The sequence below is a fragment of the Streptomyces dryopteridis genome, assembly GCF_049606955.1.
GTDB lineage: Bacteria > Actinomycetota > Actinomycetes > Streptomycetales > Streptomycetaceae > Streptomyces.
Window position 1 is genome coordinate 483294 of sequence record NZ_CP187114.1, and the last position, 24935, is coordinate 508228.

18 protein-coding genes are annotated in these 24935 nt (G+C 75.1%); 5 read left to right on the forward strand and 13 right to left on the reverse strand.

All coding sequences use genetic code 11. From position 1 onward, the window contains the following. Positions 1-227 precede the first annotated feature (227 nt). Positions 228-1868 carry an FAD/NAD(P)-binding protein gene (locus ACN20G_RS28595; RefSeq protein ID WP_424216108.1) on the forward strand — a complete coding sequence of 547 codons (1641 nt, stop codon included), beginning with the start codon at positions 228-230 and terminating at the stop codon, positions 1866-1868. On the opposite strand, the gene ACN20G_RS28600 is transcribed toward ACN20G_RS28595, so the two are convergent. From ACN20G_RS28600 to ACN20G_RS28610, 3 genes are all read right to left on the reverse strand, one after another. Further along, complete coding sequence (locus ACN20G_RS28600; RefSeq protein WP_424216109.1) at positions 1844-2116, reverse strand: DUF5988 family protein; 273 nt, start codon at positions 2114-2116, stop codon at positions 1844-1846. The two genes, ACN20G_RS28595 and ACN20G_RS28600, sit on opposite strands and share 25 nt — an antisense overlap. Beyond that, a complete protein-coding gene (locus tag ACN20G_RS28605) occupies positions 2097-4166 on the reverse strand; it encodes an acyltransferase domain-containing protein (protein ID WP_424216110.1) in 2070 nt (689 codons plus the stop codon). Before ACN20G_RS28605 ends, ACN20G_RS28600 begins: the two co-directional genes overlap by 20 nt. Before the next feature lie 166 nt (positions 4167-4332). Next, on the reverse strand, positions 4333-5136 hold the full coding sequence (locus ACN20G_RS28610; protein ID WP_424216111.1) for a thioesterase II family protein: 804 nt from the start codon (positions 5134-5136) through the stop codon (positions 4333-4335). 484 nt (positions 5137-5620) lie between these two features. Here ACN20G_RS28610 and ACN20G_RS28615 point away from each other — a divergent pair, with 484 nt between their 5' ends. Further along, a complete protein-coding gene (locus ACN20G_RS28615; RefSeq protein WP_424216112.1) occupies positions 5621-6937 on the forward strand; it encodes a hypothetical protein in 1317 nt (438 codons plus the stop codon). Between the two features lie 220 nt (positions 6938-7157). On the opposite strand, the gene ACN20G_RS28620 is transcribed toward ACN20G_RS28615, so the two are convergent. The 6 genes from ACN20G_RS28620 to ACN20G_RS28645 form a co-directional block, all read right to left on the reverse strand. Beyond that, positions 7158-8213 (reverse strand): ketoacyl-ACP synthase III family protein, encoded by a 1056-nt coding sequence (locus tag ACN20G_RS28620; protein WP_424216113.1) that lies wholly within the window; start codon positions 8211-8213, stop codon positions 7158-7160. Next, positions 8210-8647, reverse strand: coding sequence for a PaaI family thioesterase (locus ACN20G_RS28625; protein WP_424216114.1), 438 nt, complete (start codon positions 8645-8647; stop codon positions 8210-8212). Before ACN20G_RS28625 ends, ACN20G_RS28620 begins: the two co-directional genes overlap by 4 nt. Next, entirely contained in the window at positions 8644-9624 is a 981-nt protein-coding gene (locus ACN20G_RS28630) for an amidohydrolase family protein (RefSeq protein WP_424216115.1), read from the reverse strand. The genes ACN20G_RS28625 and ACN20G_RS28630 overlap by 4 nt, the downstream gene beginning before the upstream one ends. Next, on the reverse strand, positions 9624-14801 hold the full coding sequence (locus ACN20G_RS28635) for a beta-ketoacyl synthase N-terminal-like domain-containing protein (protein ID WP_424216116.1): 5178 nt from the start codon (positions 14799-14801) through the stop codon (positions 9624-9626). Before ACN20G_RS28635 ends, ACN20G_RS28630 begins: the two co-directional genes overlap by 1 nt. A 130-nt stretch (positions 14802-14931) precedes the next feature. Beyond that, positions 14932-16023, reverse strand: coding sequence for a methyltransferase (locus tag ACN20G_RS28640; protein WP_424216117.1), 1092 nt, complete (start codon positions 16021-16023; stop codon positions 14932-14934). 146 nt (positions 16024-16169) lie between these two features. After that, entirely contained in the window at positions 16170-18059 is a 1890-nt protein-coding gene (locus ACN20G_RS28645) for an FAD-dependent monooxygenase (protein WP_424216118.1), read from the reverse strand. 307 nt (positions 18060-18366) lie between these two features. Here ACN20G_RS28645 and ACN20G_RS28650 point away from each other — a divergent pair, with 307 nt between their 5' ends. Together ACN20G_RS28650 and ACN20G_RS28655 are read left to right on the forward strand one after the other, a co-directional pair. Further along, positions 18367-19290, forward strand: a complete 924-nt coding sequence (locus tag ACN20G_RS28650; protein WP_424216119.1) for an MBL fold metallo-hydrolase — start codon at positions 18367-18369, stop codon at positions 19288-19290. Positions 19291-19511: 221 nt separating this feature from the next. Continuing rightward, the gene (locus tag ACN20G_RS28655) at positions 19512-20252 is read left to right on the forward strand and encodes a hypothetical protein (RefSeq protein ID WP_424216120.1); all 741 of its coding nucleotides are present in this window, start codon (positions 19512-19514) and stop codon (positions 20250-20252) included. 11 nt (positions 20253-20263) lie between these two features. On the opposite strand, the gene ACN20G_RS28660 is transcribed toward ACN20G_RS28655, so the two are convergent. Together ACN20G_RS28660 and ACN20G_RS28665 are read right to left on the reverse strand one after the other, a co-directional pair. Next, positions 20264-20659 carry a hypothetical protein gene (locus ACN20G_RS28660; RefSeq protein WP_424216121.1) on the reverse strand — a complete coding sequence of 132 codons (396 nt, stop codon included), beginning with the start codon at positions 20657-20659 and terminating at the stop codon, positions 20264-20266. A 164-nt stretch (positions 20660-20823) separates the two neighbouring features. Beyond that, the gene (locus tag ACN20G_RS28665; protein ID WP_424216122.1) at positions 20824-21732 is read right to left on the reverse strand and encodes an alpha/beta hydrolase; all 909 of its coding nucleotides are present in this window, start codon (positions 21730-21732) and stop codon (positions 20824-20826) included. Positions 21733-21885: 153 nt separating this feature from the next. Between ACN20G_RS28665 and ACN20G_RS28670 the strand changes: the two genes are divergently transcribed. Then, entirely contained in the window at positions 21886-22944 is a 1059-nt protein-coding gene (locus ACN20G_RS28670; protein ID WP_424216123.1) for an NAD-dependent epimerase/dehydratase family protein, read from the forward strand. A gap of 25 nt (positions 22945-22969) precedes the next feature. On the opposite strand, the gene ACN20G_RS28675 is transcribed toward ACN20G_RS28670, so the two are convergent. Both ACN20G_RS28675 and ACN20G_RS28680 read right to left on the reverse strand, forming a co-directional pair. Beyond that, positions 22970-24079: a sensor histidine kinase gene (locus ACN20G_RS28675; RefSeq protein WP_424216124.1), complete on the reverse strand. Its 1110-nt coding sequence runs from the start codon at positions 24077-24079 to the stop codon at positions 22970-22972. After that, positions 24072-24833 carry a response regulator transcription factor gene (locus tag ACN20G_RS28680; RefSeq protein ID WP_424216125.1) on the reverse strand — a complete coding sequence of 254 codons (762 nt, stop codon included), beginning with the start codon at positions 24831-24833 and terminating at the stop codon, positions 24072-24074. The genes ACN20G_RS28675 and ACN20G_RS28680 overlap by 8 nt, the downstream gene beginning before the upstream one ends. Between the last annotated feature and the right edge of the window lie 102 nt (positions 24834-24935).

Sequence of the window (24935 nt, forward strand, 5' to 3'; positions counted from 1 at the left end):
ACCGGCGCACCCGGAGCGCGTTCGTGAACGCGTGAAGAGGCCGAGGGCGGCGCCGGCGCGCGGGGGCGCACAACGCACAAGCGCGGGACGTGTTCACCGTCCCACCAGGAGGCGACCGGTGACACGGCAGTCCGCCGCGTGACCTACTGACGGTGTGCCGGCCCCGGGTCACAACGGTGGCTCCCGTCCCGCACGCAACGTCTCCCCCGTCTCGGACAGGTGATCTCGTGAACGGTTCCGGTGGCGAAACCACCCGGCCCCTGCCCCGTGTTCGTGCCCCGCTTCCCCTGCCCCGCCCACCCGATCCGGGTCTCGGGGCCGGTTCGGGGGGCGGCCCGCGGATCGCTCTCGTCGGCGCCGGGACCGCGGGGGCCGCGCTCGTCAACGCCCTGGCCTGCGCGCCCCCGGCGGGCGGCGGGGAGCTGCTGGTCGTGGATCCGACCGAGGATCCCTGGCGGGGGCGCGTGTTCCGCGCCGACGGGGCCTGGGTCATCTGCAATTCGCCGCTGCGGGGCATGTCCGTCCGCCCCGAGGACCCGGACCACGCCGTGCGGTGGCTCGACGCCCGCCGCCCGGACGCGGGCCCCGACACCCCGCCCGCCTCGGCGACCTTCGTCCCGAGGGCCGTGTACGGGGACTATCTGCGCGAGGCCACCGCCGACGCCGTCGCCCGGCTGGGCGGACACGGTTGGACGGTGTCGGTCCTGCCCCGGCGGGCCGTGCGGCTGCGGCGGGAGGAGAGCGGTCTGTGGCTGGACACGGACGACGGACGACGCACGCGCTGCGACACCGTCGTGCTCGCGCCCGGGGGCGACGCCGGAAGCGACCCCTACGGTCTCGCCGGGTCCCCCGGATACGTCGATCCCCCGTACCCGGTGGACAAGGCCCTGGCGGATGTGGCGCCCGGCGCCTCGGTCGGGGTCGTCGGGACGGGCCTGACCGCCGTCGACGTCGTGCTCGGCCTGGCGGAGCAGGGCCACCGGGGGCCCGTGACCCTGTTCTCACGGAGCGGGCTGCTGCCCGGGGTGCGGGCCTCGGCCACCGAGCCGGTGCCGCTGACCGTGCTCGTGCCGGAGCGGATGGACCTGCTCGCCCGACGGTCCCCGCTGTCCCTCGACGCCGTCCGCGGCCTGCTCGACGAGGAGCTGCGGCCGTTCGGCTGCGATGTGCGGCGGGTCGCCGGGGACACCCGGGGCGGGACGGCGCTCGACCGGATCGACCGCCGGCTGTCGAGTCCGCCCGACGGCCGGGATCTCGGCCTGCGGGTCCTGCAACAGGCCCTGCCCGCAGTCGGGCAGGACCTGTGGTACCTGATGTCCCCGCAGGCGCGGCGCTGGACCCGCGAGCACCTCCAGCGGGTGATCTCCGCGTTGTGCTGCCCCATGCCGCGCGTCAACGCCCGGCGCCTGGCGGCGCTGTTGGGCGAGGGACGGGTCCGGACGGTCTCCGGGGTCGGCTCGATCCGGCCCCGCCCGCCGCACGGATTCACCGTCGTGTCGGGCGACGGCGCGAGGGTCGTGGTCGACGTGGTCGTCAACGCCGTCACCCCGGCCCGACGGCACGTCCCGCGGGCCGCCCGGTCCTTGGTGGAGCGGGCCTCGGCCGACGGCCTGCTCCTGCCGCACCCGTTCGGCGGCGTGTGCGTGGAGCGCACGACCAGTCGGGCCCTGGACTCGACCGGCCGCGCGCAGTCGGACGTGCACGTGCTGGGTGAACTCACCTTCGGCGCGTTCCACTTCGTGTCCGGAGTGCCGGTCCTGGTGAACCGGGCCGCGCAGATCACGGCCGACCTGGGAGCGGCCGTCGGAGGGTGCGGGCCGGACCGGCGGGCGTCCGGCCGCGGCTACTCCGCGATCCTCGTGGAATAGCGCCAGCGGTAGCGGACGGTGGCCCCGACGGCCGGGTCCCCGTCGGGGGGCGGCACGGCGAGGTAGTGCTCGTGCCGCCCGCAGTAGGCCACCGTGATCTTGTCCCCCGCCCCCTTCCCGGCCCGGGGCACGGCGATGAGGCGGGGCAGGTCGGCGGGCCCGCCCTCCAGCTCCACGAGGAACCCGAACTCGTACACGCGGCGTTCCGGGTTCCACAGCAACACGGAGTCACGCGGGGTGGTCGTCATGTCTGCTCGCTTTCTTCACGGTCGAGGGCGCGGTCGAGGGCGGGGACGGACACCGGTCGGGGGCCTGCCGCCACGTGCGCGGCGGCAGGTCCAGCAGTTCTCCGGCGGGGTGTTGACACGACCAGTCCAGGGACGAGCCGTGCGAGTGCAACAGGGCCAGGTTGGCCAGCAGGGTGCCCTGCTCGGGCCGGCCCCGGCGCAGGCTGTGGGTGATCAGGGGGTGATCCGCCCCGGCCTCGGCCAGGGTGCGGGCGAGCAGGTCCGCGAGGACGGGGTGGGGGGAGATCTCGGTGAAGAGCCGGTGCCCGGCGACCGCGGCCGCGGTCACGGCCGCGCGGAAGGGGACGCGCGGCGGGCGCGGCAGGCGGAGCGCGGGTGGTGCGGCGGGGCGGGCCCGGGTCCCCCGCGCACCCGCGAGGAACCCGGCGCGCCGACAGGCGAGCCGGCCCGCCTCCTCCCGGGTGAGGGTCCCGGTGATCACGGCGGCGGAGATCCGGCCGGCGTACCGGCCGAGGACCGCGGCGGGCCGGATGCCGTGGGCCGCCCACACGTCGGCCAGGGCGACCTGGAACGGCGGGGTCATCGCCTCGACCCGCGCCGGGTCCGTCCAGTCTCCGGCGGCGACGGCCTGCCGCGGGGTCATGCCGTACTCCCTCGCGTAGACCTCGGCGAAGGAGTCGAGCCCGGCCAGGAAGGCGGGCTCCTCCGTCATCAGCGCCCCGCCCATGTCGGTCCACGGCGTGCCCCGGCCGGGGAAGAGCCACACGGGGCCGCGCGGCGCGGCGAGGCGGTCCGGGGCGACGACTCCGGGCAGGTGCGCGTGTCGCAGTGCGGCGGCGAGTTCCGCGAGGGTCCGCGCCGGCACGGTGACGCGGTGCGAGAGGTGGGGCCGGCGCAGGGCCAGGGTGTGGCCGACCGAGTCGAGGTCGGTGTGGGGCCGGGCGTCGAGCCACTCCGCGAGCCGGTGGGCCTCGGCCCGCACCCCGGCCTCGGAACGGGCGGAGACCGGGAAGAGCCGGGGCCGGTCGGCCGGTGTGTCCGCTCGCGCGGGGCGGACCGGGCCGGGCCGGCGGGTCGCGGGCGCCTCTTCGAGGACGGCGTGGGCGAGGGCCGCGCCCGGCCCGAAGCAGGAGACGGCGGCGCGTCGCGGTCGCGGACCGCGCCGCCACGGTGTGGGACGGGCGATCGTCCCGAGTCCTCGGACTTCGGGACCGAGGAGGTCGCGGGCCCCGATCCCGGGGGTCGGCGGCAGCGTTTCGTGCCTCAGGGCCAGCACGACGGAGATGAGGCTCTCGACGCCGGTCGCCGCCGTCGGTCCGGGGCGCGGGGTGACGGCGGCGACCACGCAGGGCGCGTCGGCGGGGCGGCCCCGGCCGAAGACCCGGGCGAGCACCGCGATCTCGGCGCGATCCCCGTCCGGGTGCCCGACGCCGTGGGCGGCGATGACGTCGACACTGCCGGCCGTGATGCCGGCCCGGGCGTACACGGCGCGCACCCCGTGCTCCCGGGCGAGGGCCCGGGATTCGATCGAGGCCCCGGTGTCCCCTTCGTCGAGGGTGTCGGTGCCGCGGATGAGGGCGAGGACGCGATCGCCGTCCCGCCGGGCGTCGGCGAGGCGTTTGAGCACGAGGATCCCGGCCGTCCCGCCCGGGGTGACGCCGCCGGCCAGGGCGAGGGGGGCGGCCCGGCGGAGCAGGGCCCGGCAGGCGAGGTCGACGGCGGCCAGCGAGCACATCGGGGCGGTGTCCCGGCCGGTGCCGGGGCCGCGCAGGTCGAACAGGGCGGACACCCGCTCGGCCGGTTCGCGGGGTGCCGCGACGAAGAGGGCGGTGTCGGTGCCGCGCAGGGTGTCGGGGGCGAGGCCGGCGTGTTCGCATGCCTGCCAGACCAGTTCGAGGAGCGTCCGCTGTTGCAGGTCGACGCCGGCGGCCTCGGCGGCGGGGATGCCGAAGAACCCGGGGTCGAACCCCCGGGGCGCGGCGTCGGGGTCCCCGGGTGGGACAGGGGATCGGCGGCTCGTGCCGATGACGGCGATCGGTTGCTGGGGCATGCCGGTCCTTCGGGAGGGGGTCACGGCGCTGGTGGCCCCGTCACGGACGAGGCCGGGGGCGAGGTCGCTCCTCTTCCATGGGACCGTGCGGGAGTTCCGCGCGGGAGCCGGGCGGAGGCCCGGGCCCGTGCGGGCGTCGCACGCTTGCGCGCTTGTGAACGGACCGTCAGCGGGCTCGCCCGTGGACGGCCAGGCGCCGCGCGGACCTCTCCAGCCGCAGCAGTGCGCGGAGTTCCGCCGCCAGGGACCAGAACTCGCAGGCACGGGCGGGGTCGAGGAGGCCGAGGTGACCGCCGGGGACCGTCCGGCCGGTGAACTCGCGCGTGGTCCAGGCCCGCCACGAGCCGGTCGGCCTCGTCCCGTCGTGCAGGGGGTCGTCGGCCCCGACGACCGCCGCGACGGGGCAGCGCAGCGGGCGGGGCCGTTCCACGGGGTGCGCGGTGAGCAGCGCGAGGTCCATGCACAGCAGGCGCTTGGCGTGGGCGCGCAGGTCGGGGTCGCGCAGCCTGCCGCTCTCGTCCAGCAGTGCCTCCAGGCCCGCCTGATCGGGCCGTTCGGCCGACGGGACGCGCCGGTGGGGGGCGGTGGCGCCGACCACGAGGAGCAGGGCGGGGCCGCTGCCCGCGCGGGCGAGGGCTCGCGCGGTCTCCAGCGCGAGGAGGCCGCCCATGCTGAACCCGGCCACGACCGTGCGACCGGCCTGTCCGGTGAGGACGACGTGTCGCGCGCACTCCTCGGCCAGTTGGCGCAGGGTCGAGGGCATGGGGGTCTCGCGGCGGGTGCCGCGTCGCGGGTAGTGGACGACGCTGACGGCGACGTCCTCGGGGGCGGTGACGGCCAGAGGGGCGATCATGTCGGGTGTGCCGCCGGCCGGGGGGAAGAGGATCCAGGGTGTGGGCGCCGCTCGGCCCTCTCTCGCGGGCGAGGGCATGGGGGTGGTGAGGATCCGGTCGCCGGTGTCGGTCTCCATCGGTTCTCTCCCGGGCTCGTGCTGCGGGCGCGTCGGTCGCGTCCCGTTTCGATGGTGCTCGGGCACCGGGGCGCTGGAAAGGAGCGCGGGGGCGTACGGGAGCGCGCACGGGGGCGCTTGATGCGGAGCGGGGCAGCGCTCCCGCGTCGGGCGCCGGAGCGGCGGGGTCACCCGAGCCCCTCGGGACCTTGGACGACACTTCCGTAACGGCCTTTCCGAACAGGCGTGTTGACGCACAAGCTCACAAGCGCGGGACGCCCGCTCGGGTTCGCTCCGCGTCGCGCGGCGGCGGTGTCGTGGGCGAGCACGTGCCCGGATCGTGGACTGAACGGTTCCGGCCGGGGAAACCTCCCAGGAGAGCGAAGGGCCCGTCGTGGACTCCGCAGTCCGTTCCGGTCCCGCTGGGGCCGTGCCTATCGATGGAAGGACGGCCCCCTTGGCGCCCAGGGTTCCTCGACAACCCAATCAGAGACTGCGTTCCCTCTTGGACGAATCCGGCTGGACCGCCGGTCAGTTGACCAATGCCATCAGAGCCCTCGGCATGCAACAGGGCCTGGACCTGGCCTACGACCGCACCGCGGTGGGGCATTGGATGGCCGGTTCCAAGCCGCCGGCGCCCGTGCCGCGTCTGGTGGCCGCCGCGTTCGAGCGGAAACTGGGGCGGGTGGTCACCCCGGAGCAGACCGGTCTGACGCTCTGGGACCCCGACCTGTCCCGGCCCGGCACCCCCTCGGTGCCCGGCCCGGTCGACTTCGCGGCCGAGGTGCACCGGGTGGGCATGGCCGAGGTCCAGGGTTCCCCCGGCGGCGCGGGCACCGCCAGGGCCTATTCCCTGCGGGGCCTGCCCGGTCCGTGGCCGGCGAGCACGATCATCGCGCCCCCGGACGAGAACAGCGCGGAACGGGAGTCCGTGTTGCGGGTCGCCTCGATGGTGGAGATCTTCGGCGCGCTGCCGGAACGATTCGGCGGGGCGCACGCGCGGACCTCCGTGGCCGCGTACCTCACCTGGGACGTGGCCCCCCTGCTGCGCAGCGTGCGGCACACCGGGCACCGCGTGGAGATGCTGCGGCTGACGGCCCAGCTGACGCACGTCCTGGCGTCGATGTCCCGGGACTCGGGACGCCACGGCGCGGCCCAGCACCACCTCCACGTGGCCCTGCAACTGGCGCACCTGGCCGGCGATCGGGCCCTGGGGGCGATCCTGCTGCGGTCCATGGGCACGCACGCCCTGCAACTCGGTCAGGTCGTGGCCTCGGTGCGCCTGTCCGACGCGGCGGTCGAGGTCGCCGGGGCCGACGCCTCGCCCGCCGTGTTCAGCTACGTGCTGGCGGGGCGGGCCGAGGCGCACGCGGCGGGGCGGCAGCGCACGGCGGCCCTGGCCGACCTGGCCCGGGCCGAGGCATACCACGAACGGAGCGTGGATCTCGTCTCGGCGGGGCAGTTCCACCGGTACTCGCAGGGTTCGCTCGCCTATCAGCGGGCCAAGGTGTTGGCCGCGTTGTGCGATCACGACACGGCCATCCGGGCGTTGGAGGAGTCGATCCTGACGCGTCCCGCGGACCTGCGGTGGTCCGTGGCGCTGAGTCGGGCGGAGATGGGCATGCTGCTGCTGGCGGAGCACCGGTTGGACGACGCGTGCGAGCAGTGGCGGGCCTTCCTCGCCGACTACCACACCCTCCGCTCGGAACGGGCCCGGTTCGCGCTGGCGGACATCCGCAGGGCGCTCGGTCCCTTCCGCCGCAGCGCCCCGGCGTTGCGACTGTTGCGACACATCGAGGAGATCACCCGGGACGGGACGTGAGCGCACAGGCCCGTGGGCCGACACCGGGAGCGGCGTCGGCCCACAGGGGCGGCATCAAAGGTGCCGTCACGGTCCTTCAGACGCGCGCCGGCACGTGCCGGAGACGGAGGCGGACCGGAGTCCGGAGCCGGCGGGCGTCATCGGAGTGGAGCGGGTCGTGCATGGTACCCATCCTGGTCGGTGAGCGGTGTGAACGATCGGGGCACGACGTGCGCGGTGGTCAGCCGGCCGGTCCGGGGCCGGCGGGCGGGTGGTCGGTGACGACGGCGATCAGGCAGGTCCAGTTGAAGCCGCCGCCGATGCCGACGAGGGCGACGCGGGCGCCGGGTCGCAGGGCCCGCTCGCGGACGAGGTGGTCCAGGCCCGCGAGCTGGTCGACGGCACCCGCGTGCCCGATGCCCGCGCCCCAGGACCACGTGGTGCGGGCGATGTCCAGGCCGAGCGGCTCCAGGCACTGTTCCCGCAGCAGCGAGCGGCCGAAGTTGGGGAAGACGAGGTGGTCGACGGAAGACAGCGAACAGCCGGCCTCGGCGGCGGCGCGGGTACACGCCTCGATCAGCCCCTCTTGGAGCCGCTTGCGGATCTCCTCGGGCGGCATGACGTCGAAGAACTCCTGGCTCCGGTCGTACAGGCGGACCGGGTGGTCCGCCGGGTCGGACCACGTCAGGAGGGGGTTGCTGCCTCGTTGCATGGCTTCGAGTGTGGTGTCGCTGACGCTGACGATGGACTCGACACGGGCGAACCCGGTGTCGTTGGCCAGCACCACGGCGGCGGCGCCGTCGGCGAACACGAACCCCCGGTTGGCGCGCCACCGGTCCCAGACGGGCGGGGAGAACCGGTCCGCGGCGACCACGAGCACGCAGGAGCTCGGGGGCGCCTTGGCCAGCCACGCGTCCCCCGCCTCGATGGCGGTGAGGGCGCCGTTGGAGAGCTGGCGGACCTCGTAGGCGCCGCCGTGCCCGTCGAGGACCTCGTTCTGCAGGTAGGCGGCCGCGTTCCATCCCTCGGCGCCGCTGAAGCCCGTGGTGACGAAGAGCAGCCTGCGGTAGGAGGCGTGGGCCCGTCCGGCCCGCTCCACGGCGAGGCGTCCGGCCTCGCGGGCCATCTCGGGGGCGATCGGACCGTGCTCGGGTTCGCAGATCGCGACCCGTCGCAGGCCGGTGGTGGCCGCCCAGGGGGCCGGGAGGGCCCCTCGGGTCACGGCTTCGTGGACGGGTCTGGTGGCGGGGAACCAGGATCCCGTCGCCGCGAGGTGGAGCGAAGGGGTGGGGATCATCGTGGTGGGTCCTTCGGAGGGATGAGGAAGCAGGTCAACCGGGCCTCGCAGCGCGGGGTGCCGTCGCCGGAGGTGATCTCGATGCGGTGGACGGTCGTCCGTTCGCCCAGGTGGAGCGGGGTGGCGACGCCGATCCACCGGCCGTCCTCGGGCGGTTCGGTGCCCTCCCCCAGGTGGGAGGCGTGCAGGGTGCCGCCGAGCGGGAGCATCGCGGGGTGGGCGTACAGCATCGCCGCGACCGAGCCGAGGGTCTCGGCGAGGACGAGGACGGAGGCCGAGGCGGGTGCGAGGCCCGTCACGCGTTCCGCGCGGGCCTCGGTCACCTCGATGCCCAGGCGCCGCACCAGGCCGGGGATCGGGATGTCGGGGGTGCCCCCGAAGAGCGCCGCGAGGCGCTCCCCGGGGGAGGCGACCGCGCCGGGGTGGGTGGTCACGGGGTCGTGGCCGATCCGCCGCGGGCGGCGGTGACGCGGGCGAACCGGGGGAAGAGCCCTTCGGCGGCCTCGCGAGCGACGGTGCGCACGCGGTCCGTTCCGGGGGGCGACTCGTGCAGCGCCAGGACGGTGCGGAACTCGGCGCCGACGCTGTCGGGGAGGTAGGGCCAGTCGCTGCCGTAGACGACGTGTCCGGGGCGGGCGAAGGCGAGCAGGGTGCGCAGGGCCTCCGGTCCGACGAGGGCGGTGTCGAACCGGAACGCGCGCAGTTCCTCGGTCAGGGTCTCGGCCGTGACGCGGGGCTCGGCCATGATCGGGGCCAGCGCGGCGAACCGGGCGACGGCGTAGGGGAGGTGTCCTCCCCCGTGGGCGAGGATCACCCGGACCCTCGGGTGGGTGCTCAGGACCCGGTTCAGGGCCATGTGGACGGCGGTGCGGGTGGTGTCGTGGGGGAAGTCGACCATCGGGTAGGGGATGCCCGGGACCATGAGCGCGGAGGTGCGGATGGGGTGGACCAGGACGGTGGCGGCGTGTTCGTCGAGCGCCGCCCACAACGGGCGGAAGAGCTCGTCGCCCAGGTAGACGCCCAGGTGGTTGGACATCAGCATCACGCCGTCGGCGCCGAGGGTGCCGAGGGCGTGCTCCAGTTCCCGTCGGGCGGCGCCCATGCCCTCCGCGAGGGGCAGGGAGGCCAGGAAGCCGAACCGGTCCGGTCGGCTCTCGCGGACACCGGCCGCGTACTCGTTGACCAGCCGGGCCAGTCGGGCCGCTTCGCCTTCCCGGCCGGGCAGGTTGACTCCGGGGGCGGAGACGCTGAGGAGGGCGGAGTCGATGCCGGCCCGGTCCATCACGGCGAGCGCGGCCTCCGGGGACCAGGGGGCCACCGGGACGCCTCCCGAGTCGATGCCGAGCTCGCGCAGGTGCCGGCGGTACGCGGGCGGGACGACGTGGTGGTGGACGTCGATGAGTCCGGACATCAGAGCGCCTCCGTCCCGGGCTCGGGCGAGGGGTCGTCGCTCTCGACGAGGGCGGTGACGAGGTGGGCGGTCAGGGTGGCGACGCTGAGGCGTGCCCCGGTCAGCGAGGGCGGCAGGGCCACGCCGAAGCGGCGCAGGACCCGGGCCCGCAGGGTGGTGGTCATCACGGAGTCCATGCCGTGGTCGACCAGGGAACGTTCGGGACGGATCTCCTCGGCGGGCATCCGCAGCTCGCCGGCGACGAGCGCGAGGACGGCGTCCCGCACGCCCTCGGGGGTGAGCGCCGAGGCCCCTTCGGTGGAGTCCGGGTCCTCGGTGTCCACACGGGTGGGCGTCAGGTCGAGGGTGATCGGGAGGCGTGCGGGCGAGTCCACGACCCGGGTGATCACCGTGTGGGCTTCGCCCAGGCCCAGGGCCCGGTCCCAGGCCGCCAGTCCCTCCGCCACGTCGAAGCCGCCCAGGCCGCGGGCCTCGGCCTCGGCGAGGCCCGCCTCGTTGGACTCCGACATGCCCTGCCCGTGCCAGGTCATCCAGGCGAGGCTGACGGTGTCGGGGCGGCCGGCGGCGAACGCGTCGAGGAAGGCGTTGCCCGCCGCGTACGCGGACTGGCCCTTGACCTGCGCGTAGCGCCCGCTGGAGGAGAACAGGAGCAGGAAGTCGACGCTGCCGGGCGGGAAGGCCCGGTCCAGGGCGAGGGTGCCGGCGACCTTGGGGGCCAGGACCGTGTGCATCAGCTCCTTCGAGGTCTGTGCGGCGAGGGCGTCGCCGACGACGCCGGCGGCGTGCACGATGCCCCGGACGGGCGGCAGGTCCAGGGCCTCGGCGGTGAGGCGTCCGGCGACGGCCTCCGGGTCGCACACGTCGAGGGCGAGGACGCGCACGGTGACGCCGGCCGCTTCGAGCTCGCGGATCGCGGCGATCCGGTGCCGGTCCCGGGGGTCGGTCGGACCGTCCCAGTCCTCCCTCGGCGGCAGGGGGGTCCGGCCGACGAGGACGATCCGGCGGGCCCCCCGGCCCGCGAGGTAGCGGGCGGCGATCAGGCCGAGGGCTCCGAGTCCGCCGGTGACGAGGTAGGTGGCGTCGGGGCGGCAGAGCGCGGGGGCCCGGCTCGGTTCGGCGGGGGTGACCAGACGGGTGACGGCGGGTCCGCTCTCGCGGACGCGCACGGGTTCGTCGCGCAGGTCCAGGTGGAGCAGGGGCAGCAGGGTCTCGGGCGGCTGCTCCCCGTCGGTCTCCAGGTGTCCGCCCCACCATTCGGGGTGTTCTCCGGCCACGATCCGGGCCATGCCGGCCAGGGGGGCGTGGGAGAGGTCGTCGGCTCGGGTCAGCCACCACATCACGGCGGGGCGCTCGGCGCGGGAGTTGACGGCCACGGCGTCCAGGAAGCGGTTCGCGGTCCGGTCGATCGCCCCGTTCAGGGTGGTGTCGGGGGTGATGGGGTCGGCCACGAGGAGGATGGTCGCAGGGGTGTGGGCCGAGGCCGCGCGCAGGTCGGGGGCCGCGTGCGCCTCGACGTCGGCCTCGCGGAGCGCGGTCACGAGTTCCGCTCCGGGGCCGATGACGACGACGGGTTGGGCGAAGGCCCGGGCCGCCCGGTCCCCCAGGGGGCGCAGGCGCGGCACGTGGACGAGGTTGTCGGCGGGTTCGGTCGGCCGCCGGTCGGTGCCGGTCGTGCCGGCGCAGACCACCTCGTCCAACAGGGCGACGCGGGTTCCGGCGGGGTCGGTGGCGGTCACCCGGAAGGTGACGGTGCCCTCGTCGTCGTGGCGCAGGCGTTCGGCGTGCAGGACGGCCCGGGTGGGGGCGGTGCCGGTGAGGGCGAGGTGTCCGATCCGGGTGAGCATGCGGGAGCGGTCGTCGGGCCACAGGGGGGCGATGACGGTGAGGGCCGCGTCCAGCAGGGGGGCCCAGGCGCCGGCGTGGCGCGGATCGGCGGCGGGGTCCGGGGAGAGGTCGACCTCGCAGCTGAGGGTGGTGTCGGTGACGGTGGTGTCCTTGACGCGCCAGCGGAACCCGAAGCCGCCGATGCCGCGGCCGGTCATGGCCTTCTCGTGTTCGGCCCAGCCGACGGTGCGGACGGGTCCGGTGGGGGCCGGGTCGGCGTGCCGGGCCGGGGTCGGCGCGGCGGGCTCTCGGGGGGTGGGGGGAAGGGCGCGGGTGGTGGAGTGGGAGGTCCAGGGTCCGGGGGCGGCGTCGTCGAGGGCGCGGCCGGTGAGCCGGAGGAAGGAGCCGTCGCGGATGACGCGGATCTGGCGGGGGAGGTCGCTGACGAGGGCGGTGTCGAGTCGGACGTCGGCGAGGGCGTCGGTGTCGGCGGCCGCGAGGAAGGTGACGAGGTGGGTGGCGGCGGGGACCACGTCCACGTCGTCGACGAGGTGGCGGGCCGGGTAGGGGCGGGTCTCCGGGTCCAGGCGGGTGTCCCAGGTGGTCAGGGGGCGTTCGCCGTGGATCGTGCCGGGCCGGCCCAGCAGGGTGCGGTCCGCGGGGTCGTGGGCGGTGGTGACCCCGCCGCCGGTGGGGCGGGTCTCGGCCCAGAAGGGACGGCGCTGCCACGCCTGGGCGGGCAGGTCGAGGAGGGCGCCGGTGGGGTGGAGGCGGTCCCAGGCGAGGCCGGCGCCGGCGGTGAAGAGGGCGGCGGCGGAGGTGAGCAGGGTGGTGCGCTCGGGGGCTCCGCGACGCAGGCTCCGGGTGACGGTGACGTCCTCGACCCCGCGTTCGCCGGCGGTCTCGGAGACGGAGTGGGCCACGATGGGGTGGGTGGAGAGTTCGGTGAAGATCCGGTTGCCGTCCTCCAGCGCGGCCGTGACGGCCTCGGCGAAGCGGACGGGGGCGCGCATCATGTCCACCCAGTAGTCCGGTCCGCGCTCGGCCGGGGAGCGGGGGTCCTCGGTGACCGAGCTGTAGAGGACGGTGTGCGGGGGCCGGGGGCGCAGGTCGCGGGCGGCGGCGTGGATGCCCGCCAGTCCCGGTTCGACGAGGGCGCTGTGGAAGGCGACGTCGGCGGCGACCCGGCGCACGGTGCGGCCTTGGGCCTCCAGGGTCCCCAGGACGGTCTCCAGGCCCTCGTGGGAGCCGGAGAGCACGGTCCACGACGGGGAGGCGGAGACGGCCGCGTCCACGTCGGCGACCTCGCTCAGCAGTTCCCGGGCCTTGTCGAAGGGCAGGTCGACCATGGCCATGGTGCCGGTGCCGACCAGGGTGCCGACGATCTTCGCGCGGCGGCAGGCGAACCGGGCCGCCTCCTGCCGGTCGAGGGCGCCGGAGACGACGGCGGCGGCGATCTCCCCGACGGAGTGCCCGATGATGCCGGCGGGCTCGACGCCCCAGTGGTGCCACAGGTCGGCGAGGGCGATCTGCACGGCGGTGGTCATGGCCTGCACGCGGGCGGTGTCCTCCCACACGCCTTCCTCGATCGCCTCGCGGGGGGTGATGCCGAACTCCTCGCGGTAGACGGGGGCGAGGGCGTCGAGGGCGGCGGCGAAGACGGGTTCCTCGGCCAGGAGTTCGCGGCCCATGCCGGCCCATTGGGCGCCGTGCCCGGAGAACAGCCAGACCACCGGGGCACCCTGGTCGGGGTGGTCGGGGGGTGTGGTGGGGGCGTCGGCCTCGGCGAGGGCGCGCAGGGCGACGGAGAGTTCGGCGGGGGTGTGCGCGAGGACGCCGGCGCGGTGGGAGAGGTGGGAGCGGCCCAGGGCCAGGGTCCGTCCGATCGCGGGCAGTTCCGCCTCGGGGTGGGCCTCCAGCCAGTCGGCGAGGGCGCGGCCCTGGGCGACCAGGCCGGCGTGCGAGCGGGCGGAGACGGGGACGAGCAGGGGCCCGGGGGCGGTGGGGGGCTCGGGGTGGGGGTCGTGGCGCCAGGCCGGGTCCTGTCGGGGGGCCTCTTCCACGATGGTGTGGCAGATGGTGCCGCCCACGCCGTAGCAGGACACGCCGGCGCGGCGGGGTTCGCCGTCGGCGGCCCAGGGGGTGGCGCGGGTGACGACCCGCAGGCCATTGCGGTCCCAGTCGACGACGTCGGTGAGCCGGTCGAGTCGGGAGGGGGGCAGGGTCTCGTGGCGGAGGGCGAGGACGGTCTTGATGAGTCCGGCGACGCCGGCGGCGGCCTCCAGGTGCCCGATGTTGGGTTTGACGGAGCCGACGAGGAGGGGGGAGTCGGCGGCGCGGCCGGCCCCGAAGACGCGGGCCAGGGCGTTCAGTTCGGCCTTGTCGCCGGCCGGGGTGCCCGTTCCGTGCGCCTCGATGTAGTCGACGCTGCGGGGGTCGATGCCGGCGCGGGCGTAGACCGAGCGGAGCATGTGTTCCTGGGCCTGCCCGTTGGGGGCCATCATGCCCTCGCCGGTGCCGTCGTGGAAGATTCCGCCGCCGCGGATGAGGGCGAGCACCCGGTCGCCGTCGCGCCGGGCGTGGGAGAGGCGCTTGAGCACGAGGACGCCGCCGCCCTCGCCGCGGCCGTAGCCGTCGGCCGCCTCGTCGAAGGTCTTGCTGCGGCCGTCGGCGCTGGTGGCGCCGGAGGCGTTGAGGGCGAGGAGCAGACCGGGGCCGGACATCACGTTCACGCCGCCGACCAGGGCCAGGGGGGTCTCCTCGTTCCACAGGGCCTGGCAGGCCATGTGCACGGCGGTCAGGGAGCCGGCGCAGGCGGTGTCCGCGGAGACGGAGGGGCCGCGCAGGTCCAGGACGGTGGAGACGCGGTTGGCCAGGCCGAAGAGGTAGCAGCCGTTGACGAACCACGGTTCGAGGGCGACCGGGTCCGCCATCAGGAGGTCGCCGTAGTCGTGGGAGTTCCCCGCGATGAAGACGGCCGAGTCGCTGCCGCGCAGGGAGAGCGGCGGGATGCCCGCGTTCTCCAGTGCCTGCCAGCACAGTTCGAGGATCATGCGTTGCTGGGGGTCGAGCGAGAGGGCCTCGCGGGGGGAGACCCCGAAGAACGTGGCGTCGAAGCCGCTGATGTCGTCGAGGAACCCGCCGGCCCGGGGCGCGTCGCGCAGCGCGGCGACCACGCGGCCGTCGGAGCGGAACTCCTCCCACCGCTCGGCGGGGAGTTCGGTGACGGCGGACTCGCCGCCCGCCAGGAGCTCCCAGAAGCGGTCGGGGCTCTCGATGTCGGTGGGGAAGCGGCAGCTCATGCCGACGATGGCGAGGGGCTCGCGGGACTGCGGGTCGTGTGACACGGGCATGGTCGGGCCTTCTGTGTGGGAGGGGGTGGGGACGAGGGGCCGATCCGCGCGGTGGGGAGGGACGGACCGGCCCGACCGGGCCGCGCCGGGAAGACGACCGGGCGGCCGGCCTGTGGGGACGGCGGGGGCGTCAGGCGCGCCGGCGGCCCTTGAAACCCGCCACGAGGGCGTGGTTGAAGGGGAGGTCGGGCACGGTCTCGGTCCGGGTGAAGCCGGCGTCGACCAAGTGCTCGGCCATGTCCCGGGCGGTGTAGGTCATGCCCTCTCCGGAGGCGAGGCCGAGGAAGTAGGCGGAGAGGAATCCCGCGATGAGGGGGCCCCGCTCGTCGTCGTCGGCGACGAAGTTGTAGACGATCGCGGCGCCGCCGGGGGCGAGGGCCTCGTGGCATTTGCGCAGCAGCGCGGTGTTGCGCTCGGCGGACCAGATCTCGTGGATGTGGAAGTACAGGAAGCCGTCGACGCCGGTGGGGAACTCCGTGGCGAAGAGGTCGCCGGCGACCGTGTCGATCCGGTCGGCCAGACCGGCCCGCTCGATGTTGCGGCGGGCGATCGGCAGGACCTCGGGCTGGTCGAACACGGTGACGCGCAGGTGCCCGAAGCGCCGGGCGAGTTCGATGGCGTTGGTCGCGTCGCCGCCGCCCAGGTCCACCACGTGGGTCAGCCGGGTGAAGTCGAAGGCGTCCAGGGCGAACCGGAAGGTCTTGCGGGAGGCGTCGCCCATGTTGTCGTAGAACAGCTGCTGGAGTTCGGGGTGTTCGACCAGCCGCGCGTAGAGGGTGTCGCCCCCGCCGGAGAGGCGGCGCAGACCGGTGTTGGTGTTGTCGCGCAGGGACTCCAGCAGGTCCGGCATGGCGGGGTTGATGACCTCGGACTGCATGCGGATCAGCGGGCCGAGGTACTCGGGGGAGGCGGCGAGCAGCTTGCGGCGGACGATCTCGGTGTTGCGGTAGCGGGATCCGTCCTTGTGGAGCAGCCGCAGGGAGGTCAGACCGAGGAGGAGCACGCGGGTCGGCTGCGGTTCCAGGTCCAGGGCCTTGGCGATGGTCTCGGGTTCGGCGTCCGGCGTGAGCTCCAGGTACTCGAACAGGGAGCTGCGGACGCCCGCGTCGAGGAGCGCGAACGCGGTCGCGCCGTGGACGAGGACGCGCAGCCAGCTCCCGTCGGACAGGTCACCGGCCAGGGGGCTCGGCGTGTGGTGGGTGGAGTCGGGGCGAAGCGTCATGGGTGCCCTCCGGGCCGGGAGACGGTGTGGTGCGCGTGTCTCCCGCTGTCACGGGAGCACGACCATCACACCGCCACCGCCGGCGTCCGGGGAGGGGTTCCAGGGGGGTGACGCGCACGCGCGGCGCGTGCTTGTGAACGTGTGATTCAGCGGGGCGGCAACACGATCGCGTCCGCTCGCCCGCTGACCAGCGCGGAGTGCAGGAGCGTTCCGGCACTCGCCCGGTCGACGGGGGGACCGGGTGTCGCGGACAGACCGGCGGTGGCCGGCGCGGTCAGGAACACCGGCAGCCCGGTGGTCCGCCGCACCCGGTCGGAGAGCTCCACGAGCCGGTGCAGGGTGCCGACGGGATCGGGCTCCGCGTCGTCGTCGACCCACAGGTGCGCGGCCCTGACCCCCGACTCCCGCCATGCCTCGGCCCGGCGCGGGACCCACTCCTCCCAGGTCTCGACGGGCACGCGCGTCAGGTCGACGCCGGCGACGAGCACGATGCCCTCCGTACCGGCGGCGTCGGCGGGCCACGCGCGGGCGCCGGCCGCGACCCCTTCGGACGCTTCGAGGACCAGGGCGACCCTGGCACCGCCGCGCGCGGCCGCGCGCAGCGGGTCCGGCCCGGCATCGGCGTCGAGCACGACTCCGGGCACCGCGCCTCGGGCGGTCGCCGCGGCGAATGCCTCGGCCCAGGCCGCGGGCCCGGCCGGCCCGGACCCCGAGCGCCAGTCGGCGAGGACGAGCGCCTGCCCCGCGCGTTCGCAGTCCCCGGGGGTGCCGACGACGGCCCCGACCCGGTCCCGCAGGGCGAGGTCCTTGCCCAGGGCCAGGGGGGCGGCCAGCGCGTGCGTCCGGTCGGCGCCGACCAGTCCGGTGTCCCGTTCCGCCTCCTCGTGGTACGCCCGTTCCGCCCGCGCGACCTCGCGCGGGTGCAGCCGCGCCAGGCCGGGGTGTCCGATGGCGGGAACGCGGGAGAGGAAGTGCAGGGCGAACCGGTGGGGTTCGCGGTCGAAGAGGTCCCCGAACCGCTCCCACCAGCGCATCGACCGGGTGGCCAGGCTCTGGGTGCGGTGGGTCTTCGGCCGGCGCTCCGCCTCGTACCGGGACAGCGCGGCGGCCGGGTCGGCCTCCTCGGCCAGGGCCCGGGCGAGGCCGATCGCGTCGTTCATGGCGAGTTTGGTGCCCGATCCGACGGAGAAGTGCGCGGTGTGCGCGCTGTCCCCGAGGAGGACGACCCGGCCGTGCGTCCAGCGTTCGTTGACGACCGTGCGGAAGGCGGTCCACTGGCTCGCGTTGGCGATCAGGCGGTGTCCGCCCAGCGCTTCGGCGAAGACCTCCTCGACCACGGAGGTCATCGCCTCGTCGACCACCACGTCCGTGGGCAGGCCGGCGCGGGCGAGGGCCCGCGGGGTGGTCTCGACGACGAAGGTGCCCATCGTGTCCGTGTAGGGATAGGCGTGCGCGGCGAACGGGCCGTGGGGGGTGCGCACGAAGGGGAAGGTGACCCGGTCGAAGGGGGCGGTGGTGCCGTACCAGATGTAGCGGGCCTCGCCGAGGGTGACGGAGTGCCCGAAGTGCGCGGCGTGGCGGTCCCGGTGGGCCGAGCGGGAGCCGTTGGCGAGGACGACCAGGTCGTGCGCGTCGAGGAGTTCCTCGGGCTCGGCGGGGGTGGCGTAGTGGATCTCGGCACCGACGGCGAGGGCCCGGTCGGCCAACAGGTCGAGCAGGTCGGCGCGGGAGACGGCGGTGAAGGCGTACCCGTCGAGGGGTACGGCGGTGGGCGCGTGGCCGGCGCCGCCGGGTGTGCGCAGCTCCATGCCCGTCCAGGACCGGCCCGCCGCGAGGATCAGCTCGCGGACCTCGGGGTCGCTCTCGCCGAGGGTGTCCATGCAGTGTCCGGAGAAGACCACGCCGAACCCGAAGGTGGTGCCCCGGGGGTTGCGTTCGTAGACGCGGACGGTGGTGCGGGGCAGGCGTTGACGGACGAGTCGGGCGAGGAAGAGGCCCCCGGGGCCTCCGCCGATGATCGCGATGGACGAGGGCATCTCGACACCTCCACGGCAGCGGGCGGACCGTCTCCGGTCGCACACCGGTGACGGGACCCGGCGACCGCGCGGGGACCGGGGACGGCGCTGGCGCGGTGGGGAACACCGCGCATCCGAGGGCTGCCCAGGGCGTCCCGGCCGCACACCCCGCGGGCCACAACGGGGGCGCGTGCGGACACGGGCGGCGCGACGGCGCGCGCCGTCGCGCCTCCGCACACCCCGCGCCACCGCCCGTGGAATCCTCGGATACCGGGCATGTGACGCGTGGCGGAGTGCTCTGCCCCGTCATGACGGCGAAGGATCCACCATGGTGCTGCCCGACAGACCCGCTCATCCCGACGACGTGCCCCCCACCGCCGCCTCCACCGGTCGTCCCGTCCCCGCTCCCCCGCAGCTCATCGGTCCGGGCACCCACCTCGTCCGCGAGTTCCAACACTCGCTGGGCGCGCCCCTGTCCGTGCCCATCAATTCCATGGTCGTGCTCGGCGCGGAACCCCTGCTCGTGGACACCGGCACGGCCCACAACGCGGACGCCTGGCGGGAGACCGTGTTCTCCCTGGTCGATCCGGGCGATGTCCGCTGGATCTTCATCTCGCACGACGACAGCGACCACACCGGCAACCTGGCCGCCGCCATGGAACTGTGCCCGCGCGCCACCCTGCTGTGCAGTTGGTCCCTCGTGGAGCGCATGGCGCACCGCTACGACTTCCCCCTGCGGCGCCTGCGCTGGCTCGCCGACGCGGATCGGATCGAACTCCCCGACCGCACCCTGAGCATCGTGCGCCCACCCGTGTACGACTCGCCGACCACCCAGGGCCTGTACGACTCCCGCACCGGGATCTACTGGGCGGCGGACGCCTTCGCCACCCCCCTGCCCGGCGGCGCCGCGGCGGACGCGGTGGTCGACGAGATCGCGGAGCTGAGCGCGCGGCAGTGGTGGGAGGGCATGGTCCTGTTCGGCGTGCACGCGCTGGCGCCGTGGGTGGCCCTCGCCGATCCGGTCCGCTACGCGCGGACGGTCCGGGCGGTCCGGGCCCTGGACCCGACGGTGATCGCCTCCGGTCACTCGCCGGCGGTCACCGGCCGGCACGTCCCCGTCGCCCTCGACATGATCGGCCGGCTCGCGCAGGCACCCGTGCCGCCCTGTCCCGACCAGAGCCTCCTGGACGACGTGTTGCGCGCCATGGGCCACGAACCCGACGATCCGGCGGTGTTCGCACGCGGGGGTTGACGGAGCGGGTTCCCTGGTACGTTGGGCTCGCGGAACGGTGGCTCTCGTCCCCGTTCCCCCACCGCGGCCGCTCTGTCGGGCGGGGCCGCGGCGTTCCCCGATGACCTGCGGGGCCGGTCCGCCACGACGAGCCTTCGCCGTTCACCATCCCCTGTCACCGGGTTTCCCGTGTCACGCCGAACACCGCCACGGTGAGCGGCCGCACCGAAACGAGGACCGGTATGGACTCGACGCAAGGGTTCCAGCAGGCCGCGGCGCATCTCGATCGGGTCCTGGCCTCGGCCGGGGCACGCCTGTCGCGTCTGGACGAACCGTCCGGGGGGAGGGTCCGGTTGGAGGTCGCCGGGTTCGAGCCGGCCTCCGGCCGGGGCGAGACCCTGTGGCGACGCAGGGGTCTGGACGACCCCGCCGCCCTGACCTCCGTGGTACCGCCGGACACGGTGGTCGAGCGCGGACCCCGGCGGACCGCGCGGCTGCTCCACGTGACCCTGCCGGTGGGGAGATCCACCGGGGAGGCCGCGCTGCGGCTCCTCGCCAAGTCCGTGCGGGGGATCTTCGAGGGGGAACAGGAGAGAGCGCTGTCCCTCTCCACCGCCCTGGCCGAGCACCGCATCGACCTCGGCCGCGTCACCGCCCTGGAGGACTCGCTGGTCATCGCGCCGGTGACGGTCCCGGGGGCGGTGGAGCTCGGGAAGCACTGCCGCACGGCGGCGCCCGAGAGCCCGTGGGTGCGGGCGGGGAACGTCGGGTGGACGGAGGCCGCCGACTTCCGCAGCCTCCTCCAGGTGACCCTGTGGTTGCTGACGAACAGTCCCGAGGTGATGGTGGTCGACCTCGCGCCCTGCACGTGCTGCGGGCATGCCCGCCCGGACCGGGCCCGGGTGGTCGGCCTGACCCCGGCGGCGGCGGCGACCTTCGAGGACAACCTCCGCCGCTTCGCCGCCGCCGGCACCCCCCGCTGACCGCCGGTGGGTCAGTGGGTGGTGGAGCGGATGATGTCGTCGGAGTTGAAGTAGAAGTCGCCCAGGTTCTCGCGGCGCTCGGGGGTCTTGTAGAAGTACATGTACTTGCCGCCCCAGCCTGCGGTCTCCTGCCAGGAGTTCCCGTCGGCGGTGTACCGGCCTTGGACCGCGTCGAGCTGGGTCAGGCAGGTCCCGGCGGGCCAGCGTTCGTTGGTGTTCTTCATCAGGACCCCGCCCCGGTCGCTGGTCTTGTAGTACTTCGGCGCGCCGCCCGGCTTGACCGTGACCGCGCACGCCGCCGCGGCCTGCGGGGCGGCGTCGGCGGCGGTCGCGGTCGCGGGCAGCGCGGGCAGGGCGAGGGCCGCGATGGCGGCGACCGTCAGGACACGGGAACGGACACGGGACATGGTTCCTCCACGAGGTTTCGTCGAACGTCGGCTGCGACGTCGCCGACGCTGCCGGCCGTGCGGAGGACCCGCACCCGCCGAGAGCCGATCGGGGAACGACCGACCACCCCGACAGCCGAGCGCACGCGCGAACGAGCCCCCCTGTCCCCGCATGCGTCCCCGGTTCAGCCGGCGAGGTGTTGGGTGAGGAAGAGCGCGGCCCGGTCCAGGGCCTGGTCGGCCTCGTCGAGGAGGCCGGTGAAGGACTGGAAGACGTGGGGGACGCCCGCGGTGACGTCGAGGATCACGTCGACCTCCGCGTCCCGGGCGCGGGCGGCGAGGCGGACGGAGTCGTCGAGGAGGACCTCGTTGGTGCCGACCTGGAGCAGCAGGGGCGGGAAGCCGGTGAGGTCGGCGAGGACGGCCGGGGCGAGGAGTTCCTGGTGGGGGTCCTGTCCGGCGAGGTAGAAGGCGCCGGTGTGGGCCATGCCCTCGGGGGTGAAGAAGGGGTCGACGCCGAGTTTGGTGGTGACGGTCGCGCCGCTTCGGGTGTGGTCCAGGCCGGGCGAGAAGCCGAGGACGGCCCCGGGGAGCGGCAGGCCGGCTCGGCGGGCGGCGAGGGTGGTCGTCACGGTCAGTCCGCCGCCGGCCGAGTCCCCGGCGAACGCGATCGTGCGCGGGTCGGTGCCCTCGTCGAGCAGGGCCCGGTAGGCGGCGAGGCAGTCCTCGACGGCCGCGGGGAAGGGGTGTTCCGGGGCGAGCCGGTAGTCGAGCGAGAGGGCGCGCATACCGGTGCGGACGACCAGGCTCGCGGTCAGTCCCATGGCGGTCCGCGGGGATCCGAGGCAGAAGGAGCCGCCGTGGAAGTACAGGATGGTGCCGCCCGCCCGCGCGACCCCGGCGTCGGGCTCGGGTTCGACGAGGACCGCGGGCCGTCCCGCGAGCACGGTCTCGGAGGTGCGGACCGCCGGCACGGCGAACCGGGCCATCAGCGCCGCGAAGTTCTCCCGCATCTCCTCGACGGGCAGGGGTTCGAATCCCCCCGGCCCCTCGCGCAGCATCGCGTCCACCGCCGCACGCTGTTCCCGACTCATCCACCACTCCTCACCCACACGACGAACGCAGTCCCCGCAGGTTCTCACGCCGGACTCACGCCGACGGGGCCGCGCGCCGACGCGTCTGACGGAAGTCTTACGTCCGCGCGTGGGAGCCCCCGACCCGCCGGTGGCGTGCGTAGCGTTCCGGGCATGCGCGTACTCGTCACCGGAGGGGCCGGGTTCATCGGCTCCCACATCGTCACCGCCCTGACCGAACGGGGGCACGAGCCCGTCGTCCTCGACGCCCTGCTGCCCGCCGCCCATCCCGACCTGCCGCCCGTGCCGGACGCGGAGTTCCTGCGCGCGGACGTGCGGGACGCCGACGCCGTGCGGAGCGCGCTGCGGGGGGTGGACGCGGTCTGTCACCAGGCGGCCATGGTCGGCCTCGGGAACGGATTCGCCGACGCCCCCGAGTACGTCGGGTGCAACGACCTGGGGACGGCGGTGCTGTTGGCGGGGATGGCCGAGGCCGGGGTGGGCCGGCTCGTGCTGGCCGGGTCGATGGTGGTCTACGGGGAGGGCCGGTACGCGTGCGCGGCGCACGGCACGGTGCGTCCCGGGCCGCGCCGGGCCGAGGACCTGGTGGCGGGCCGGTTCGAGCCGCGCTGCCCCGACTGCGGGGCCGAACTCGCGCCGGGCCTGGTAGCGGAGGACGCGCCGACCGATCCGCGGAACGTGTACGCGACGACGAAGCTGGCCCAGGAGCACCTCGCGGCGGCCTGGGCCCGGTGCGCCCGGGGGCGTGCCGTGTCGCTGCGCTACCACAACGTGTACGGGCCCGGCATGCCGCGCGACACCCCGTACGCGGGCGTGGCCTCGTTCTTCCGTTCCTCGCTCGCGCGGGGCGAGGCGCCCCGGGTGTTCGAGGACGGGGCGCAGCGGCGGGACTTCGTGCACGTGACGGATGTGGCCGCCGCCAACGTGGTGGCGCTCGAAGCCGTCGGTGGCGCGGAGCGCGGGGCGTTGACGGCGTACAACACCGGCAGTGGACGGCCGCACACGGTCGGGGAGATGGCCTCGGCGCTGGCGGCGGCCCACGGCGGGCCCGACCCGGTGGTGACGGGCGAGTTCCGGCTCGGCGACGTCCGGCACGTCACCGCCGACTCCGCGCGCCTGCGGCGGGAGTTGGGCTGGCGTCCGCGGGTCGGGTTCACGGAGGGCATGACCGCCTTCGCGCGCGCCGAACAGCGCGCGCCCGCCGGGACCTGAGCGGGCGGGGGGCGGGGGGGGCGGGCTACGCCGGGGCGGGCAGGGTCAGTTCGAAGCGGCAGCCGCCGGGCACGTTGTGGACGTGGGCATGACCGGCGTGGGCCTCGACGATGCCGCGGACGATGGCCAGGCCGAGCCCGGCCCCGGAGGGCGGGGTGCGGGCGGGGCTGCCGCGCCAGCCGGTGTCGAAGACGCGGGGCAGGTCCTCCTCGGGGATGCCCCCGCAGGCGTCGGTGACGGACAGGACCACGGCGTCGGCGTGGCGTTCGGCGGCGATGGCGACGGTGCCGTCCGCCGGGGTGTGCCGGATCGCGTTGACGAGCAGGTTGGAGAGCACCCGGGTCATCTCCTTGCCGTCGACCTCGACGGGCAGCGGGGCGACGCCGGTGCCGTTCAACCGGACGCCGTGTTCCCGGGCGAGGGCGTCCGCGCCCGCGAGCGCGTCGTCGACCAGGTCGTGCAGGCAGAGGCGGGTGGGGTTGAGGGAAAGGGCGCCGGCGTGGATCCGGGACAGTTCGAACAGGTCGGTGACCATGGAGTTGAGGCGGTCCACCTCGGCGCGCATCCGCCGGTGGTAGCGGGCCGGGTCGACGGCCACCCCGTCCTCCAGGGCCTCCGACATGGCGCGCAGGCCCGCCAGCGGGGTCCGCAGGTCGTGCGAGATCCAGGCCACCAGTTCGCGCCGGGAGGTCTCCAGGGCCCGTTCCCGTTCGCGGGACGCGGCCAACCGGTCGCCGGTGAGGGTCAGTTCGCGGCTGAGCGCGGCGAGTTCGGCCGGGGCCGGCGGGGTGGGCGCGGTGAAGGTGCCGTGCTCGCCGAAGTCGTGGGCCGCGCGGACGAGTTCCCGGCAGCGCCGGACCACTTGGCGGCCCAGCAGCAGCGCGGTGCCCAAGGAGACGACGGCGGCCATCGCGACGACCGTGGTCACCACGAAGAGGTCGTGGGGGGAGAGGAACATCGCCCGGGCCACGGTGAGGGTCCCGGCCAGCATCGCGGACACGGCGACCGCCGCGAGGACCGCGAGGGACACGGCGACACTGCGCCGGCGCAGGGCCCGCAGGGCGACGGCGCCGAGGATCCCGGCGCCCGCCGCGCCGAGCAGGGCGTACAGGGCGATCAGCAGCAGGTCACGCACGGTCGTCCCCCACCGGGCCGGTCTCAAAGCGGTATCCGACGCCCCAGACCGTGCGGATGAGTCGTGGATCGGCCGGGTCCGCCTCGATCTTGGCGCGGAGCCTGCGGACGTGGACGGTGACCGTGGAGAGGTCCCCGAACTCCCAGCCCCACACCTCCCGCATCAGCAGTTCCCGGGAGCGGACCTGCCCGGGGTGCCGCAGGAAGTGGGTGAGCAGGTCGAACTCCCGGAGGGTGAGGGCCAGGTCCGCCCCGTCGCGGGTGGCGCGCCGGGCCCCGGGGTCGAGGGTGAGGCCGGCCGCCGCGAGGAGGGGCGCGTCGACGGGGGCGGCCCAGGCGGCCCTGCGCAGCACGGAGCGGACCCGCAGGACCAGTTCGCGCGGGCTGAAGGGTTTGGTCACGTAGTCGTCGGCGCCGACTTCGAGGCCCAGGATCCGGTCGTCCTCGTCGCCGCGCGCGGTGAGCATGACCACGGCCGCCGAGCGCCGCCCGTCGCCTTGGGCCCGCAGCCGGCGGCAGACCTCCAGTCCGTCCATGCCGGGCAGCATGAGGTCGAGGACGACGAGGTCGGGCCGGTGGCGGGCGGCGAGCTCCAGCGCGGTCGGCCCGTCGGGCGCCCGGTGCACGGTGAGCCCGGCCCGTTCCAGGTAGCCGGTGACGACCTCCGAGACGGTCGGGTCGTCGTCGACCACGAGGACCGTGCCCGTGACGGTGTCGGGGGCCGGGCCGGGCGTGGTGTCGGTGTGGGGTGCCATGTCCCCAGCCTGGCATCGCTCGGCGTGTCGCGGGACCGGGGGCGGCGTCCCCGTGGCGCGGTGTCCGTGTTTCGTAAGGACTTCCCGGGCCTTTCCGGGCCC

What these genes read in the sequence shown, in the direction of transcription:
- ACN20G_RS28600 (WP_424216109.1), bottom strand. Translation starts at nt 2,116, where the DNA reads ATGACGACCACCCCGCGTGACTCCGTGTTGCTGTGGAACCCGGAACGC.
- ACN20G_RS28605 (WP_424216110.1), bottom strand. Translation starts at nt 4,166, where the DNA reads ATGCCCCAGCAACCGATCGCCGTCATCGGCACGAGCCGCCGATCCCCT.
- ACN20G_RS28610 (WP_424216111.1), bottom strand. Translation starts at nt 5,136, where the DNA reads ATGGAGACCGACACCGGCGACCGGATCCTCACCACCCCCATGCCCTCG.
- ACN20G_RS28620 (WP_424216113.1), bottom strand. Translation starts at nt 8,213, where the DNA reads ATGATCCCCACCCCTTCGCTCCACCTCGCGGCGACGGGATCCTGGTTC.
- ACN20G_RS28630 (WP_424216115.1), bottom strand. Translation starts at nt 9,624, where the DNA reads ATGTCCGGACTCATCGACGTCCACCACCACGTCGTCCCGCCCGCGTAC.
- ACN20G_RS28635 (WP_424216116.1), bottom strand. Translation starts at nt 14,801, where the DNA reads ATGCCCGTGTCACACGACCCGCAGTCCCGCGAGCCCCTCGCCATCGTC.
- ACN20G_RS28640 (WP_424216117.1), bottom strand. Translation starts at nt 16,023, where the DNA reads ATGACGCTTCGCCCCGACTCCACCCACCACACGCCGAGCCCCCTGGCC.
- ACN20G_RS28645 (WP_424216118.1), bottom strand. Translation starts at nt 18,059, where the DNA reads ATGCCCTCGTCCATCGCGATCATCGGCGGAGGCCCCGGGGGCCTCTTC.
- ACN20G_RS28650 (WP_424216119.1), top strand. Translation starts at nt 18,367, where the DNA reads ATGGTGCTGCCCGACAGACCCGCTCATCCCGACGACGTGCCCCCCACC.
- ACN20G_RS28655 (WP_424216120.1), top strand. Translation starts at nt 19,512, where the DNA reads ATGGACTCGACGCAAGGGTTCCAGCAGGCCGCGGCGCATCTCGATCGG.
- ACN20G_RS28660 (WP_424216121.1), bottom strand. Translation starts at nt 20,659, where the DNA reads ATGTCCCGTGTCCGTTCCCGTGTCCTGACGGTCGCCGCCATCGCGGCC.
- ACN20G_RS28665 (WP_424216122.1), bottom strand. Translation starts at nt 21,732, where the DNA reads ATGAGTCGGGAACAGCGTGCGGCGGTGGACGCGATGCTGCGCGAGGGG.
- ACN20G_RS28670 (WP_424216123.1), top strand. Translation starts at nt 21,886, where the DNA reads ATGCGCGTACTCGTCACCGGAGGGGCCGGGTTCATCGGCTCCCACATC.
- ACN20G_RS28680 (WP_424216125.1), bottom strand. Translation starts at nt 24,833, where the DNA reads ATGGCACCCCACACCGACACCACGCCCGGCCCGGCCCCCGACACCGTC.